General features: G+C 61.2%; 12 protein-coding genes. 2 read left to right on the top strand and 10 right to left on the bottom strand.

The window, feature by feature from the left end; all coding sequences use genetic code 11:
* Positions 1-78: 78 nt before the first annotated feature.
* From guaA to AAZQ98_RS13325, 5 genes are all read right to left on the bottom strand, one after another.
* Positions 79-1,665: a glutamine-hydrolyzing GMP synthase gene (guaA, locus tag AAZQ98_RS13305; RefSeq protein WP_332489167.1), complete on the bottom strand. Its 1,587-nt coding sequence runs from the start codon at positions 1,663-1,665 to the stop codon at positions 79-81.
* A 146-nt stretch (positions 1,666-1,811) separates the two neighbouring features.
* On the bottom strand, positions 1,812-2,276 hold the full coding sequence (locus tag AAZQ98_RS13310; RefSeq protein WP_105657600.1) for a DUF3817 domain-containing protein: 465 nt from the start codon (positions 2,274-2,276) through the stop codon (positions 1,812-1,814).
* A 50-nt stretch (positions 2,277-2,326) separates the two neighbouring features.
* On the bottom strand, positions 2,327-3,136 hold the full coding sequence (locus AAZQ98_RS13315; protein ID WP_332594892.1) for an SURF1 family cytochrome oxidase biogenesis protein: 810 nt from the start codon (positions 3,134-3,136) through the stop codon (positions 2,327-2,329).
* Positions 3,137-3,310: 174 nt separating this feature from the next.
* Positions 3,311-4,462, bottom strand: a complete 1,152-nt coding sequence (locus AAZQ98_RS13320) for a GuaB3 family IMP dehydrogenase-related protein (protein WP_332502805.1) — start codon at positions 4,460-4,462, stop codon at positions 3,311-3,313.
* Positions 4,463-4,636: 174 nt separating this feature from the next.
* A complete protein-coding gene (locus tag AAZQ98_RS13325; protein WP_434692915.1) occupies positions 4,637-5,953 on the bottom strand; it encodes a BtrH N-terminal domain-containing protein in 1,317 nt (438 codons plus the stop codon).
* A gap of 249 nt (positions 5,954-6,202) precedes the next feature.
* Between AAZQ98_RS13325 and AAZQ98_RS13330 the strand changes: the two genes are divergently transcribed.
* Positions 6,203-6,757: a hypothetical protein gene (locus tag AAZQ98_RS13330; protein ID WP_400342088.1), complete on the top strand. Its 555-nt coding sequence runs from the start codon at positions 6,203-6,205 to the stop codon at positions 6,755-6,757.
* 134 nt (positions 6,758-6,891) lie between these two features.
* On the opposite strand, the gene guaB is transcribed toward AAZQ98_RS13330, so the two are convergent.
* Positions 6,892-8,397 (bottom strand): IMP dehydrogenase, encoded by a 1,506-nt coding sequence (gene guaB, locus AAZQ98_RS13335; RefSeq protein ID WP_105657608.1) that lies wholly within the window; start codon positions 8,395-8,397, stop codon positions 6,892-6,894.
* A 121-nt stretch (positions 8,398-8,518) separates the two neighbouring features.
* Positions 8,519-10,672 (bottom strand): acyltransferase family protein, encoded by a 2,154-nt coding sequence (locus tag AAZQ98_RS13340; RefSeq protein WP_434692919.1) that lies wholly within the window; start codon positions 10,670-10,672, stop codon positions 8,519-8,521.
* A gap of 298 nt (positions 10,673-10,970) precedes the next feature.
* Here AAZQ98_RS13340 and AAZQ98_RS13345 point away from each other — a divergent pair, with 298 nt between their 5' ends.
* On the top strand, positions 10,971-11,573 hold the full coding sequence (locus AAZQ98_RS13345) for a TetR/AcrR family transcriptional regulator (protein WP_388022667.1): 603 nt from the start codon (positions 10,971-10,973) through the stop codon (positions 11,571-11,573).
* Positions 11,574-11,613: 40 nt separating this feature from the next.
* On the opposite strand, the gene AAZQ98_RS13350 is transcribed toward AAZQ98_RS13345, so the two are convergent.
* The 3 genes from AAZQ98_RS13350 to groES form a co-directional block, all read right to left on the bottom strand.
* Positions 11,614-12,615, bottom strand: coding sequence for an NADP-dependent oxidoreductase (locus AAZQ98_RS13350; RefSeq protein WP_400342085.1), 1,002 nt, complete (start codon positions 12,613-12,615; stop codon positions 11,614-11,616).
* A 207-nt stretch (positions 12,616-12,822) separates the two neighbouring features.
* Positions 12,823-14,424 carry a chaperonin GroEL gene (groL, locus tag AAZQ98_RS13355; RefSeq protein ID WP_105657612.1) on the bottom strand — a complete coding sequence of 534 codons (1,602 nt, stop codon included), beginning with the start codon at positions 14,422-14,424 and terminating at the stop codon, positions 12,823-12,825.
* Between the two features lie 33 nt (positions 14,425-14,457).
* The gene (gene groES / locus AAZQ98_RS13360) at positions 14,458-14,754 is read right to left on the bottom strand and encodes a co-chaperone GroES (RefSeq protein ID WP_133833647.1); all 297 of its coding nucleotides are present in this window, start codon (positions 14,752-14,754) and stop codon (positions 14,458-14,460) included.
* Positions 14,755-14,884 lie beyond the last annotated feature (130 nt).

Below are 14,884 nucleotides of genomic sequence, written 5' to 3' on the forward strand. Positions count from 1 at the left end.
TGCGGGAAGCGGAACCGGCGTACCGGATCCGCTTCCCATTCACCCGCCAAAGCGCAGTGAATTAGCAGTCTTGGGGATTTACTCCCACTCGATGGTTCCAGGTGGCTTGGACGTAACGTCCAGCACCACGCGGTTCACCCCATCTACCTCGTTGGTGATGCGGTTGGAGATCTTCGAGAGCAGATCGTATGGCAGGTGCGACCAGTCGGCGGTCATGGCATCCTCGGAGGAAACCGGACGCAGCACGATTGGGTGGCCGTAGGTGCGGTGATCGCCCTGTACGCCTACCGAGCGTACCTCAGCGAGCAGCACTACTGGCATCTGCCAAACTTCGTCATCCAGTCCTGCAGCAGTCAGCTCGGCGCGAGCGATCGCGTCAGCCTTGCGCAGGATGGACAGGCGCTCTTCGTTGACGGCACCGATGATGCGGATACCCAGGCCTGGGCCAGGGAATGGCTGGCGGCCAACGATTTCCTCAGGCAAGCCGAGCTCGCGGCCCACTGCACGGACCTCGTCCTTGAACAGGGTGCGCAGTGGTTCCACCAGCTCGAAGTCCAGGTCCTCTGGCAAGCCGCCCACGTTGTGGTGGCTCTTGATGTTCGAGGTGCCTTCGCCACCGCCGGATTCGACGATGTCCGGGTACAAGGTGCCCTGGACCAGGAACTTCACTGGCTCGCCCTCGGAAGCGGCCTCGGCGATGATCGCCGCTTCTGCTGCTTCGAAGGCGCGAATGAATTCGCGGCCAATGATCTTGCGCTTGGTCTCCGGGTCGGTGACACCGTCCAAAGCAGTCAGGAAGCGCTCGCGCTCGTCGGCAATGTACAGCTTGGCGCCGGTGGAAGCTACGAAGTCCTTCTCAACCTGCTCGGCTTCGCCTTCGCGCAGCAGGCCGTGGTTGACGAACACGCAGGTGAGCTGGTCGCCGATGGCGCGCTGCACCAGGGCAGCTGCAACAGCGGAGTCCACGCCGCCGGACAGGCCGCAGATGGCCTTGCCGGTGCCGACCTGGGCGCGGATGCGCTCGATCTGCTCGTCAGCAATGTTGTCAGCGGTCCAGTCGCCCTTCAGGCCAGCACCGTTGTACAGGAAGTTCTCCAGGACATCCTGGCCGAACTCGCAGTGCTTCACCTCTGGGTGCCACTGCACGCCGTACAGGCGCTTTGCTTCATTTGCGAAAGCGGCAACCGGAGCACCAGCGGTGGTGGCCAGCACTTCGAAGCCTTCTGGGGCCTTGGAGACGGAGTCGCCGTGGCTCATCCAGACGGTAGGGGCCTGAGCGGCGCCTGCCAGGATGGAGCGGGCATCGCCCTCAAAGTTGGTTGCGGTGCGGCCGTACTCGCGCAGGCCGGTTTCGGCCACGGTACCGCCCAAGGCGTTAGCCATGGCCTGGAAGCCGTAGCAGATGCCCAAGACCGGCACGCCGGCTTCAAACAGGTCAGCCCCGACGGAAGGGGCGCCATCGGCATAAACGCTGGAAGGACCACCGGAGAGGATGATCGCTGCAGGGTTCTTGGCCAGGATGGCTTCGGTGGACAGGGTGTGCGGAACGATCTCCGAGTACACACGGGCCTCACGTACGCGGCGAGCGATAAGCTGCGCGTATTGGGCCCCGTAGTCGACGACCAGAACCGGCTTATGTTCTGGATTGAGGGGAGCAGTAGTCACCGTTACAGTCTACGCGGTTCACTGCGCGCGAAACAGCCAAGGTGATGTCATCAGCGTCACCTAGTGGATTTTTGGCAAAGGCAAAGGGCAGATCTGTTCATTTTCGATGAACGGATCTGCCCTTTGGCAATGAAGGCGGCCACGTGTCAGTAGCGCTTGGCGGCCTTTGGATGCGCGGCCAGCTCGCGGTCTACTTCTGCGTGCACCTTGGCTTCGGTCCAGAAGGAAAGGAACGGAACGACGCCGCCGAGCGCGATCGTAATGAAGCGCATGAATGGCCAGCGCATCAAGGTCCACAGGCGGAAGTCGGCAAAGAGGTACACCACGTATAGCCAGCCGTGGGCGATCAGGATGCCCAGCGAGAGGTTCAGTCCCCCGGCCACCTCGGCGCGGTTGTACATGCCGACGGCGTTGGAGGTGCCATCTACCAAGGTGCCACCCACGAAGAGTTCCAGGGACCAGAAGTACTTGAAAATCATTTCCAGCACGAGCAGCAGCAGCATCACGCCGGTGATGTAGGCGAAGACCTTGTAGAAGGTTGCGGCTGCACGGATCTGCTTAGGGGTGCCGCCGAATTTCCGGGGCTTCGGTGCCGGGGTGGTGCTGGACATCGTTAGTGATTCCTTCCGATTTCGGTAAGAAGTGCGGTGTGCGTGAAATGCTATTCGTTGCTGTTTCCAGCTTGGGTGGCGTTGCCGCCCTTGATATGTGTTTCGGCAGCGAGCTCAGCAATCTCGTCAAGATCCCGCTGGTAATCATCGCGCACCATGCGGTACCAGAGGAAGATGGCGAACCCTGCGAAGAGGACCCATTCCAGGCCGTAGAAAACGTTCAGCCAGTTGATCTGCGCTTCCTGGGGCTGCGGACCGACGTCGACGATATCCAGGCCCGGCTGCGCTACGGTTTCGCCCTTGGCCGTGGTGATTTCGTGGGCCGTGACGAATCCTTCAAAGAGGACCGAATCCCAGATGTTCGCCAGCTGTGCCGAGGCGAGAGTTGGCAGCGTTGAGCTGCGCAGGTCCTCGCGGAATTCCGGGCCTTCGCTAGGCAGCAGGCGCCCGGTGATCTCCAGTTCACCTTCAGGTGCCGGAGCTGGCTTGGTTGCTTCAGGCTGCCAGCCGCGTACCACCGCAATACCGGCGTCCTGGGTCGCACCCTCGACCTTGAATTGGGTGATGACCCAGACACCGCGCTGATCGCCATTCAGCCGAGGCGCAATCAGCTGATCGGTGCCGGGGACGAATTCGCCCTCCATGGTGACGATCTGGTCCGCCTTGATGCCCAGCAGTTCCTTGCCGACTTCCTGATGCTCGATCAGCGCGACCGGCTTCTCGGTCTTGTCGATCTTGACCGGCGGCTCGGTTTCGGAGGCGCCGAACTGCCATCCGGACAAGAGAACGAATCCGGTGGCGAGAGCTAGCGCGGCAAAGAGGGCGCCGATCCATTTGGGCTTCAGAGCGGTTTTAAGCACACTCTAACGGTACTTCTATTTGGCGTAGAACTCGAAATGCGATGGCGTGAGATTAGCCCTGTTGCCTTATTTTCCGCTGGTGGAACCAACTTGCTTATTCATTCGTTGAGACCAAGCGGTTAAACGACACTGGCCCCACCCTTCGAAAGAAGAGCAGGGCCAGATCAGGATCAGCTAGAAGCGATCGGATTCGTACGGGGACAGCACGACGTCGACGCGCTGGAATTCCTTGAGGGTCGAGTAGCCGGTGGTGGCCATCGAGCGGCGCAGTGCGCCAACCAGGTTCGAGGTGCCGTTGGTCTCGTGCGATGGGCCGTGCAGGACCTTCTCCAGCGAGCCGACAGTGCCGACCTTGGCGCGGTCGCCACGTGGGCTGGCCTCGTGAACTGCTTCCATGCCCCAGTGGTAGCCGGCGCCTGGTGCTTCATCGGCGCGGGCCAGTGCGGTACCGAGCATCACTGCGTCGGCGCCCATGGCGATGGCCTTGACGATGTCGCCGGAGTTCCCCATGCCGCCATCGGCGATGACGTGGACATAGCGTCCGCCGGACTCTTCGATGTAGTCGCGGCGTGCGGCTGCAACGTCGGCAATGGCGGTAGCCATCGGCGCGTGGATGCCCAGGGTGCGGCGGGTGGTGGAGGATGCGCCGCCACCGAAGCCAACGAGCACGCCGGCTGCACCGGTGCGCATCAGGTGCATGGCCGGGGTGTATCCGGCTGCGCCGCCCACGATCACTGGGACATCGAGTTCGTAGATGAACTGCTTGAGGTTCAGCGGTTCGGTGGTCTTCGAGACGTGCTCGGCCGAAACGGTGGTGCCGCGGATGACGAAGATGTCCACGCCGGCAGCGACAACGGTCTTGTAGTGCTCCTGGGTGCGCTGCGGGGTCAACGAGCCTGCAACGACAACGCCGGAGTCGCGGATCTCGGAGATGCGCGAGGTGATCAGCTCAGGCTGGATGGGAGCCGAGTACAGTTCCTGCAGCTTTGCGGTGGTCTTCGGGTCGTTGCGGGTTGCCGCCTCGGACTTCAGGCTGGCAATTTCAGCCAGCACTGCTTCCGGGTCCTCGTAGCGGGTCCACAGGCCTTCGAGGTTCAGCACGCCCAGGCCGCCGAGCTTGCCCAAGGCGATTGCAGTAGACGGGGAGGTCACCGAATCCATTGGTGCGCCCAGGATAGGGGTGTCGAACTGGAAGGCGTCGATCTGCCAGGACACCGATACGTCCTTCGGATCACGGGTACGGCGATTCGGTACGATCGCTACGTCGTCCAGGGAATATGCCTTAGTTGCCCGCTTGCCGCGGCCGATCTCAATCTCGTTACTCACCTAACTAGGTTATCAAGATTCCCGGATAATCCCGCTTTTGATAGCGCATTGGCTTTAGGCGATGTTTCTGCGCTGGCTCTGGTGCATGGGGCCGCAAGTGGCACACCGGGACAACAACGCCCTGCCGGCCGGTGAGTAAGATCACCGGATGGCAGGGCCTATGTTGAGCCAGGTTTACCTGGCTGCCTTGGATGCAAGCTTCTTGGCGGTCACGGCCAAGGAGGTGGCGGTTTGCTCTTCAGAATCGGCAATGAGCTCAATCGCGTCAGCCAATACGGCGAAGTGCTCAGCACGCTTGGCGAACTCGGTCTCTGGATCAATCAGGTCCGCGAACGCATCCCACTGGGTGGAGAGCTGCTGGTAAGCATCTACGTGAGCTGCCAGCGCCGCCAAGCCTGGAAGTTCCGCCGCTTCCGAAAGGAAGTCCGCGTACAGGCCGCGCAGCGCCCCTTCGCCGCTGAAACGCGTGTCGGAGAAGAAACCTGCGAGCTGGTCCAAGCCGTTGGCCAGTGTTTGCTGGCTTGCGAAGATCTGGGACCAACCGGTCTTGGACTCGTTATCGCGCAGTCGCGTGGCCAAGGTGCGCATGCCGGTAATGCCGAAGTTCTTGGCAAAGTGCACTGGAACCCCGGAAAGCTCGCTGGTGCCCAGCAGGCGAGCGGTGGTTTCCCCAATCGCCTCGACAGCATTGGCGGCCAGGGTCTCGGCCTTCGGCGAGCGCGAGGACGGGATCCATGCCTGCCAGTGCTTTTCCTTCTTGCGCATCGCACGGGCGATGGCCAGTTCCTTGGGGCTAATGAGGTTCAGCGCACCTGAACCGTCATCTACCATCAGGTCTTTCTTGTGCTCGCCAACGACGACGAGATCCAGGGTCTCGGCATCATCAACCGTGTTGCCGTCAATCCATGGCAGCGCGCTGATTGCCACGCGAACCACCACGGTGCGGCCTGCGTCCAGGGCAGCGTCCATGTATTCGACAGCGCGTTCGGCTGAGCCGGTGGTACGTTCGGTCACCGTAGCACCGCAACGAGCCAGCAGGTTCTGTGTATAGGGTTCCGGGTTGTGGCGGGTCACCAAGGTTACTGCAGTCCCTTCGCCGCCTTCATGGGTAAAAGCCATGAAGCCGATACCGCCGGCAAGGCCAGCGAGCAATGCCTGGCTCAGCGGTTCGCCGGTGTGCTTGTTGGTGACGCCAGCTTGGACTAGGACTCGGTGCCAGAGCGCAGCATCGTACTGGATGACATCTTTTGGCGCTGGGTACTCAGGCAGTTCGTCAGCTGGCGAAGCAGCCGGAGCGTTCTTGCCTTTCTGCTCCTGCGCCTTGGCCTTTTCGCGTGCTTCCTTGGCGTAGTCGCGTGCGGCGGCAGCGCGAGCGGCCCGAGGGCTTTCAGGCTTGCCGGCCAAGATGTTCTTGCGCGCGGTGGTGTAGCTCTCCCCCGTGCGTTCCATACGCTGTCGGGTTTGCTTCTTCAGGTTGGCTGGCTGGCCCAAATTGATGCCCTTCGTTGACGGTCACTCACTAGCGGGTGGTTCCCGCGCACCGAGAGGTATTGCCTAGTTTTCATTCTACGTGGGGCCGTGTGTGCAGGTAGCCTTGCGCACTGTGCTTCTGGACAAGTCCCCAGTAAAGATCCGGTGAATAACGAAAAGGCGTCAACGCTCGTCTTTGCCGAGTATTCGTCGCTGCGCTCCCATAGACTCGGGTGCATCACCATGCCGCCCTTCTCGAGAAAGCCACCCGTGCGCAAACTTCTAACTTGCTTGCCCCTGATTGCCATCGCAGTAGTGCCACTGGCAGCTTGCACTTCATCCGGATCGGAGGAGCCGCTGCCTTCTGAGCCTGCAGCCGCTTTCGCTCCTGAAAAGCCGGAACCAGCAGAACTGCCAGCACCGGCAGAAAAGCCGGCCCCGAAAGCAAGCAAGGATTACTCGGATGAAGAACTGCAAGAGTGGGCCAACGAAAAGATGCAGCAATGGATGGACGACATCAACAAGGGCTGGGAGGACGTTGTCATGGACATCGACGAGCCCAAGGACTTCCTGAAGTGGTACCCAACTGATCCGCACGGGCACATGCTTCCCTTCGAAGCCCCGGAATACGGTGAATTGCTCATTACTCTTGAACCATATGCTTGGGAAGTCGACGCCCACTCCGATTTGGCATATGTAGGCAGCAATACGATGCTTCGAATCGGCGAACGGGACAAGGACCTGCGCTCGGTCACGGTGGTAACCCAGGACGGTGAATTCGAGTACGTGGCAACTCGTGAAGAATGGGCATCCGCCGAGGGCTGATAACGCCCCCTGCGCCACAGCCCCGCATGGATGCATTGGCTGCGGCTTTGTTCCCCTTTGGCTCCCGGCATGCAAAAGATCCTGGCGGAATCCGCTCTGGAGCGTGGATTCCGCCAGGATCTTTTCAATGAGCCTTAGCGCGAACGGTAGTTCGGTGCCTCAACGGTCATCATGATGTCGTGCGGGTGCGATTCCTTCAGGCCTGCTGCGGTGATGCGGACGAACTTGCCGCGTGCCTTCAGCTCGGGAACGGTGCGTCCGCCCACGTAGAACATGGTCTGGCGCAGGCCGCCCACGAGCTGGTGGGTGACAGCCGACAGCGGGCCGCGGTAAGGGACCTGGCCTTCGATGCCTTCAGGGATCAGCTTCTCGTTCGATGGCGCGTCAGCCTGGAAGTAGCGGTCCTTGGAGTACGAGGTGTTCTTGCCACGGGTTTCCATTGCGCCCAGCGAGCCCATGCCGCGGTAGGCCTTGAACTGCTTGCCGCCCATGAAGACCAGATCGCCTGGGGACTCAGCGGTACCTGCCAGCAGGGAGCCGAGCATGACCGAGTCGGCGCCGGCCACCAGGGCCTTGCCGATATCGCCCGAGTGCTGCAGGCCGCCGTCAGCGATCAATGGAACGCCAGCTGGAATAGCTGCCTTGGCTGCTTCGTAGATAGCGGTAACCTGGGGAACGCCCACGCCGGCAACGATGCGGGTGGTGCAGATGGAGCCCGGGCCAACGCCGACCTTGATGGCGTCAGCGCCAGCATCGATCAGTGCCTTGGCACCGTCATAGGTGGCTGCCTGGCCGCCGATGATGTCCACGTGCGCAGCCGCTGGATCCTTCTTCAGGCGTGCAATCATCTCCAGCACGCCCTGCGAGTGGCCATTGGCGGTGTCGACAACCAGTGCGTCAACGCCGGCGTCGATCAGGGTCATGGCACGCTCGTAGCCTTCGCCGAAGAATCCAACAGCAGCTGCAACACGCAGACGGCCTTCGTCGTCCTTGGTCGCCAGAGGATACTGCTCGGCCTTGTCGAAGTCCTTGACGGTGATCAAGCCGGTGAGCTTGCCGTCGTTATCGATGAGTGGAAGCTTCTCGATGCGGTTCTTGGACAGGAGCTCGATTACCTTCTCTGGAGCTACACCGTCATGAGCGGTCACCAGCGGCATGCCGGTCATCACTTCGTAGACCTTGGTGGTCATGTAGCGTTCGCGAGGAACAAAGCGGGTGTCGCGGTTGGTGATGATGCCCAACAGCTTGCGGTTCTCATCTACCACTGGCAGACCGGAGACGCGGTACTGAGCGCACAGCTCATCCCATTCAGCCAAGGTGGCACCCGGGTGCACAGTGACTGGGTCGGTGATCATGCCCGACTCGCTGCGCTTAACCTGGTCAACCTGCTTGGCCTGGGACTCAATGGAAAGGTTGCGGTGGATCACGCCGATACCGCCCTGGCGTGCCAGCGCGATTGCCATGGGTGCTTCGGTCACCGTGTCCATTGCAGCGGAGCTGATGGGCACCTGGATGTTGATGCGCTTGGTGAAGCGGGTGGTGGTGTCCGCCTCCGAAGGAATCACATCCGTCGGGCCAGGCAACAGCAGAACGTCGTCGTAGGTGAGTCCTTCAAAGGCAAAGGGGTTGAACTCAGTCACGGGGGAACCTTTCGGGGCGACAGCGGAGGTTGATTAAATGGTAGAGCTCTTTTGGCGTTCCGGTTATTCCTTCGTGGCGCACTGTGTTCAACCTCATGCCCCATCCCGCATCAGGGGTGACTTATTCCCAGTTTGTTGCTTCCTTGAAAGAAGAAGCGAACTGGCGCTTGGCACTGAGCACGAAGGTCTTGGACAGGTGCGAATCATCCAGGTACGTCAAGACGTTGCCAATGACAGCTTTGCAGACCCCCTCGGGGCAGAGCAACCCCGTCATGTCCAGGGAAACAACCTGGTCGCCATAATCATTGGAATCCAGGAATTGCTCCACTGGATTCACGCTGTTCAATGCGTAGCCGGCCGAACCATCGCAGTTGGCAGGAAGTCCCTTGTTCGAATCCACGCATTCCGGAATGGAGTAGGTATAGCGCGGGGTATCGCGCATCGCGATGACCCGGCTTCCGGCATCGAGCAGCGGCTGGATCATCTCGGCGTAGTTGTCCACCAGGATCTCCTGCTCCCCCGGGCTGCGAAGCATGTCATCAGGGTCCGCTACGGTCTTGCTGGCCGTGGTCAGCACCATCTGCGGAGCCAGATCCGCTACGTATTCCTGCGCCGCGTCCTGGAAACCGGAGCAGGCTTCTTCCACGCGGTCAGCATCGGAGCCGTAGCGGCAACCCGGTTCGTACACCAGGATCCAGCTGCCGCCAGCTTCCTCGATCATTGCCGAAGCCGCCGCGGACCAGTGCTGCATGTGCGAATCGCCCAGCAGTACCAGGTCCGGCGCTCCCCCGTCGAAAGTGCCGCCCTGCTCGCAGAAGTGGATGCGCTCGTCATCTGGAGCGTTCGCCCCTTCGCAGACATCGCCGGGAGTCTGCCATTCGCTATCCAGTTCGGTCGCCAGCGGCAGGGTCAAAGCCGCAGGTGACGGATCCCAGTCATCTTCGGCGTTGGCCCCGGGGTTGTCGGTGGCGGTCTGCGCCGCGGCCATGGCCCTGCGGTGCTCGACGTTGTTCTCCCAGGCCATCACCGGAAGGCTGGCTACGCCAAGCCCCACAGCGACCACGGCAAACTGGGCAATGAGCTTGAACCCGGTTTGCGGAATCAGGCGCGAGAAGCTGGCACTGGCTTGCCAGGCGATGGCCGGTTTCTCGACGAACTTGGTGGTGGCCCACGAAGCGAGGATCGAGGCAAGAATCAAGACACTGCCGGCAGCGAAGGAAGCCTTCTCGTTCCCGGAGACCTCAAGGTAGAAGACCAGCAACGGCCAGTGCCACAGGTACATGCCGTAGGACAGGTCGCCCAGCTTTACCAGCGGGGGCAAGGAAAGCAGGCCCGACGAGTTGGCCCAGCTGCGCGGTGCCGGAGCCGAGATCACCAAGGCGGCGGCGACCGTGGGCACCAAAGCCATGAAGCCCGGGAACTGCCCCTGCACATCCAGTACGGCGCCACTGCCTATGACGGTGGCCAGGCCGGCCCAGCCTCCGATGCGGCGGATCTTCTCGGGCAGGCTGGAGAGCCACGGCAATGCCAAGGCGAGCAGCGAGCCGAGGGCGAATTCCCATAGGCGCGCGCCCGTGTGGAAGTAGGCCACCTGCTGGTTGGTGGCGGTGATGTGAATGGAATACGCGAGCGAGCCGAGGAAGATGGCTCCGAAGGCGCCGCCTGCTACGGCGGCGAAGCTGTGCCGGGAGAAGAACTTCTTCCAGAGCAGTGCGCTGCCGGCAAGAACCAGCGGCCAGATGATGAAGATCTGTCCCTGGACAGACAGGGACCAGAAGTGCTGCAGCGGCGAGGCGGCGGCAGTGTTGAAGGCGTAGTAGTCCACCTGGTGATCCGAGAGGTACCAGTTCTGCCAGTAGAACAGCGCGGCATTGGACTGGTCGATCAGCTCCAGCCAGCGCGTACTAGGCAGGATGATCCATGCCGCGATGACCACGCCAATGATGACTACCGCCGCTTGCGGTATCAGGCGCGAGAATCGATGCAGCCAGCCGTCGAGCAGAGGCGGGCGCTGCCCGCGGGCGATGCGCCGTGCGGTGGAAGAAGTGAGGAAGAAGGCGGAGAGCATCAAGAAGATGTCCACACCGCCGGAGACCCGGGAGAACCAGATGTGATAGCACATCACCAGCAGGACTGCGAGGGCGCGAAGTCCCTGCAAATCAACTCGGAAACCGGCACGCTGGGTGCTTGTCCGAGACTGATCCAAGGTATGGCTCACTGGCTGCGCTTTCTTCGGGGACAGGTAATTGTCCTCGGCGTTTTCTACTTGATTCACGTCAGACAACCAACCATCTTATCAATTCGCCATGGCCACACCGTGCGAGTTGACGCTGCTGCCGCTGTAAAGCAGCGTATATAGATTGACCGTATTGGCCTGACCTGCTCAGGATTAGCTGTCGAAATTCGAGAACTGGCGCAAAGTTCCACGGCGGTTTGCCGCCCAGCCATCGTCGGCACGGCGGCAAATTGTTGCTTGGCCAGGTGAGCGAAGTCAATCCGCGCATTCTGAAACAACAGCTTTCTTGATTAGACTCATGAATAACTCTGATCAGTTCTAGCCGAGGGGCTCCCGGGTGACGTCTTCAACTCCTATGCCAGGACGACGCGAACGCAACAAGCAGGCGAAGCTTGAACGGATCATCTCCGCGGCCAGCGAACTCTTCGCGGCACACGGTGTCGATGAGGTCACCACGCAGCAGATCGCCGACGCGGCGGATATCGGAACCGGAACCCTTTTCCTCTACGCCAAGTCCAAATCCGAGCTGCTGCTCATGGTGCAGAACCACCGCTACGAACGCTCCTTGGAGCAAGGCATCGAGGCCTCCAAATCAGCAAAGACCGCGCTGGAGGCAACCATGGCCCTTTTGGTACCGATCATCGACTGCAATCGGAAGCATGTCGACAACGGGCGCTTTTATCTGCGCGAAATGGTTTTTGGCGATTCGGCGGAACCGCATCATGCCGAAGCCCTGCGCATAGCGGCGTTGACCGAACAGGCGATTGCCGAGCTCCTGGGCACGCATAGGAATCTGGAGGCGCCGGAGGCAGCCAGGATTGCGCGGGCCATCACTTCCATCCAGTTCCTGGCGATGGCTACTGCTGCGGACCCGGCACTGGCCACAGCTGAAGTCGCCCGGGGCATCCGCGCTCAGATTGCTGCAATCCTCCCCCACTGACGAGCAAAGCGCGCCCACCGCCCAGGCGAACGCGCTCGCTTTACTTCTGCTGCATGGAGATGACGGTCTTGCCGCGCCGGCCACCAGCCTCCATCGATTCAAGGGCCTCTGCAGTTTGCGCAAAACCGAAGACCTGGCCCACCACGGGCGTCAGGACCCCAGAGTCCACCAGTTCGGCAATGCCTCGCAGCTGCTGGCCGCTGGGCTTCATGAAGAGGAACTCGTACCCGACACCCAGCTTCTTGGCCTTCTTGAGAACTGACCGGCTTAGCGCGCGGACCGCCAAGCCCATCACCGGATTCAGCCCTGCTTCCTTGGCGAATGCCGGAGTCGGCGGACCCGAGATGCCGATGACCTTCCCTCCAGGGCGCAGGACTCCCAGCGACTTGGCAAGCGTTTCGCCGCCCAGGCTGTCAAGCACCAGGTCATAGCCCGAGATACTTACCTGGAAATCCTCGGTCTTGTAGTCGATGACTTCATCGGCTCCGAGCTCCTGCAAGAATTCGGCGTTCGTCGCCGAGGCTGTTGTCGCGACGTAAGCGCCCAGGTGCTTGGCCAGCTGGATGGCGATGGTTCCGACGCCGCCAGCGCCAGCGTGGATGAGTACTCGCTGCCCCGGCTGCAGATTTCCCCGCTCAACTAGTGCCTGCCACGCAGTCAGTGCAACCAGGGGCAGCGAGGCCGCTTGCACCAGGTCGATGGAGACAGGCGCCTTCGCAATATCCATTTCATTCACGGCAATGCGCTGGGCGAAAGCTCCGATCCGATGATCTCGAGGGCGGGCAAAAATCTGGTCCCCTACCGTAAAGCCGCGGACTCCTGAGCCGAGCCCGATCACGGTCCCTGCGACGTCGTGGCCGAGAACCAGCGGCATCTTGTAGGGCAGGATTGCCTTGAATTCGCCTGCGCGGATCTTCTCGTCAAGCTGGTTGACGCCAGCGGCCGCAATCTCGATAAGCACCTCCCGCTCCCCCAACTCAGGTTCAGCGACCTCGGCCTGCACCAGGGCACCCTTGTAGTTTTCGAGAACGAACGCGTGCATGGAAGATCTCCTGTACGGATATGAAATGGGCATCAATCTTTGACTGAGTTCAATTATGAGCGCACTCATTTATCGTGTCAATGAGCTGGGTCACCCCGGGTGGATCGTTTTCTGAGAACAAAAAGCCGCCGCTGGATCCAGGAGATAAATCCTGGATCCAACGGCGGCTTTCGCTCACGAAGCAATGCTTCGGTGACGGGCTAAACCCTAGTGGCCGTGCGCCTCTTCAGCTTCTTCAGCCTTCTCTGCCACCAAGGTCTCGGTGGTCAGAACCAAGGCCGCGATCGATGCTGCGTTGCGCAGTGCCGAGCGGGTTACCTTGACTGGGTCGATGACGCCTGCGTGCAGCAAGTTCTCGTAGACACCGGTCTTGGCGTTGAAGCCTTCGTTGGCTGGGGACTCTGCCACCTTGGAAGCAACTACCGCACCGTCGAAGCCGGCGTTGGTAGCGATCCAGAAGAGCGGCTGCACCAGCGCGCGGCGGACAATCGCAACGCCTGCTGCTACGTCGCCTTCGGTGGCTGCGATGCGGGCATCGGTATCCAGCGAAGCCAGCGCGTCGACCAGGGCGGTACCGCCGCCGGCAACGATGCCCTCTTCCAGGGCAGCACGGGTGGAGGACACAGCATCCTCGATGCGGTGCTTGCGTTCCTTCAGCTCGACCTCGGTGGAAGCGCCCACCTTGATCACGCCGATGCCGCCGGACAGCTTGGCCAGGCGCTCGGACAGCTTCTCGCGGTCCCACTCCGAATCGGTGCGGTTCAGCTCAGCCTTCAGCTGGGCTACGCGCTCTGCGACATCTTCCTCGGTGCCAGCGCCATCAACGATGGTGGTGGAATCCTTGGTGATGGTCACGCGGCGTGCCGAGCCGAGTACCTCGGTGCCAACCTGGTCCAGGGACAGGCCCAGTTCCGGGGAGACAACCTGGGCACCGGTGAGGATAGCCAGATCCTGCATCATTGCCTTGCGGCGGTCGCCGAAGCCTGGAGCCTTGACGGCTACCACGTTCAGCAGGCCGCGCAGCTTGTTGACCACCAGGGTGGAAAGGGCTTCGCCCTCGACATCCTCGGCGATGATCAGCAGCGGCTTCTTCGCTTCCAGGACCTTTTCCAGCAGTGGCAGGAATTCTGCCACGGTGGAGATCTTGGCTGGGTTGATCAGGATCAGTGCGTCTTCCAGGACAACTTCCTGGCGCTCCTGGTCGGTGATGAACTGTGGCGAGAGGTAGCCCTTGTCGAACTGCATGCCTTCGGTCAGGACCAGCTCGGTAGCGGTAGTCGAGGACTCCTCGATGGTGATCACGCCATCGGTGCCCACGGTCTTGAAGGCCTTGGCCAGCAATTCGCCGATTTCATCCGACTGCGCGGAGATCGCGGCTACGTTAGCAACCTTGTCCTCTACGGCAACGGCGTTAGCGGCCAATGCGTCCGAGACGATCTCCACAGCCAGTTCAATGCCCTTGCGGACATCGCCCGGAGCGGCGCCTGCGGCGACGTTCTTCAGGCCTTCCTTGACCAGGGCCTGAGCGAGCACGGTGGCGGTGGTGGTGCCGTCGCCTGCTACGTCATTGGTCTTGGTGGCTACTTCCTTGGCCAGCTGCGCGCCAAGGTTCTCGTATGGATCTTCCAGATCGATCTCACGCGCAATGGTGACACCGTCATTGGTGATGGTCGGGGCGCCCCAGGTCTTGGCAAGCACCACATTGCGGCCGAGTGGGCCGAGGGTGACCTTCACCGTGTTTGCGAGCTTATCAATGCCCGCTTCGAGGGCGCGTCGCGCTTCCTCGTTGAATGCTAGCTGCTTAGCCATGCATTTTCTCCTGAAACTTTAGAGAGGTTGGCGTTACTTTACGACGACTGCCAGTACGTCGCGAGCCGAGAGCACCAGGTACTCTTCGTTGCCGACCTTGACCTCGGTTCCGCCGTACTTGGAGTACAGGACTACGTCGCCTTCTGCAACGTCCAGGGGAATGCGGTTGCCGTTGTCATCGATGCGGCCTGGGCCTACGGCGACTACGGCGCCTTCCTGTGGCTTTTCCTTAGCGGAGTCTGGGATGACCAGGCCCGAAGCGGTGGTGGTTACGGCTTCGACCTGCTTGATGACAATGCGGTCTTCGAGCGGCTTGATGGAGACAGACATGGTCTCTCCTTTTCGTGTATGAACCAATGGTTGTAGGGGTGCGCCCTATGGCATTGGACCAACCGTCGTCGCGGTGCCAGTTGGTGGTATCCAGTCAGGCGGTGTGTAACGCTGCAAGCTGCAGATGCAA

This window comes from Glutamicibacter sp. Je.9.36 (genome assembly GCF_051129975.1).
In the GTDB taxonomy this organism is placed as follows: Bacteria; Actinomycetota; Actinomycetes; order Actinomycetales; family Micrococcaceae; genus Glutamicibacter.

Coding starts and splice junctions, on each gene's coding strand:
- AAZQ98_RS13310 (WP_105657600.1), bottom strand. CDS start 2,276: ATGTCCAGCACCACCCCGGCACCGAAGCCCCGGAAATTCGGCGGCACC.
- AAZQ98_RS13350 (WP_400342085.1), bottom strand. CDS start 12,615: ATGCACGCGTTCGTTCTCGAAAACTACAAGGGTGCCCTGGTGCAGGCC.
- groL (WP_105657612.1), bottom strand. CDS start 14,424: ATGGCTAAGCAGCTAGCATTCAACGAGGAAGCGCGACGCGCCCTCGAA.
- groES (WP_133833647.1), bottom strand. CDS start 14,754: ATGTCTGTCTCCATCAAGCCGCTCGAAGACCGCATTGTCATCAAGCAG.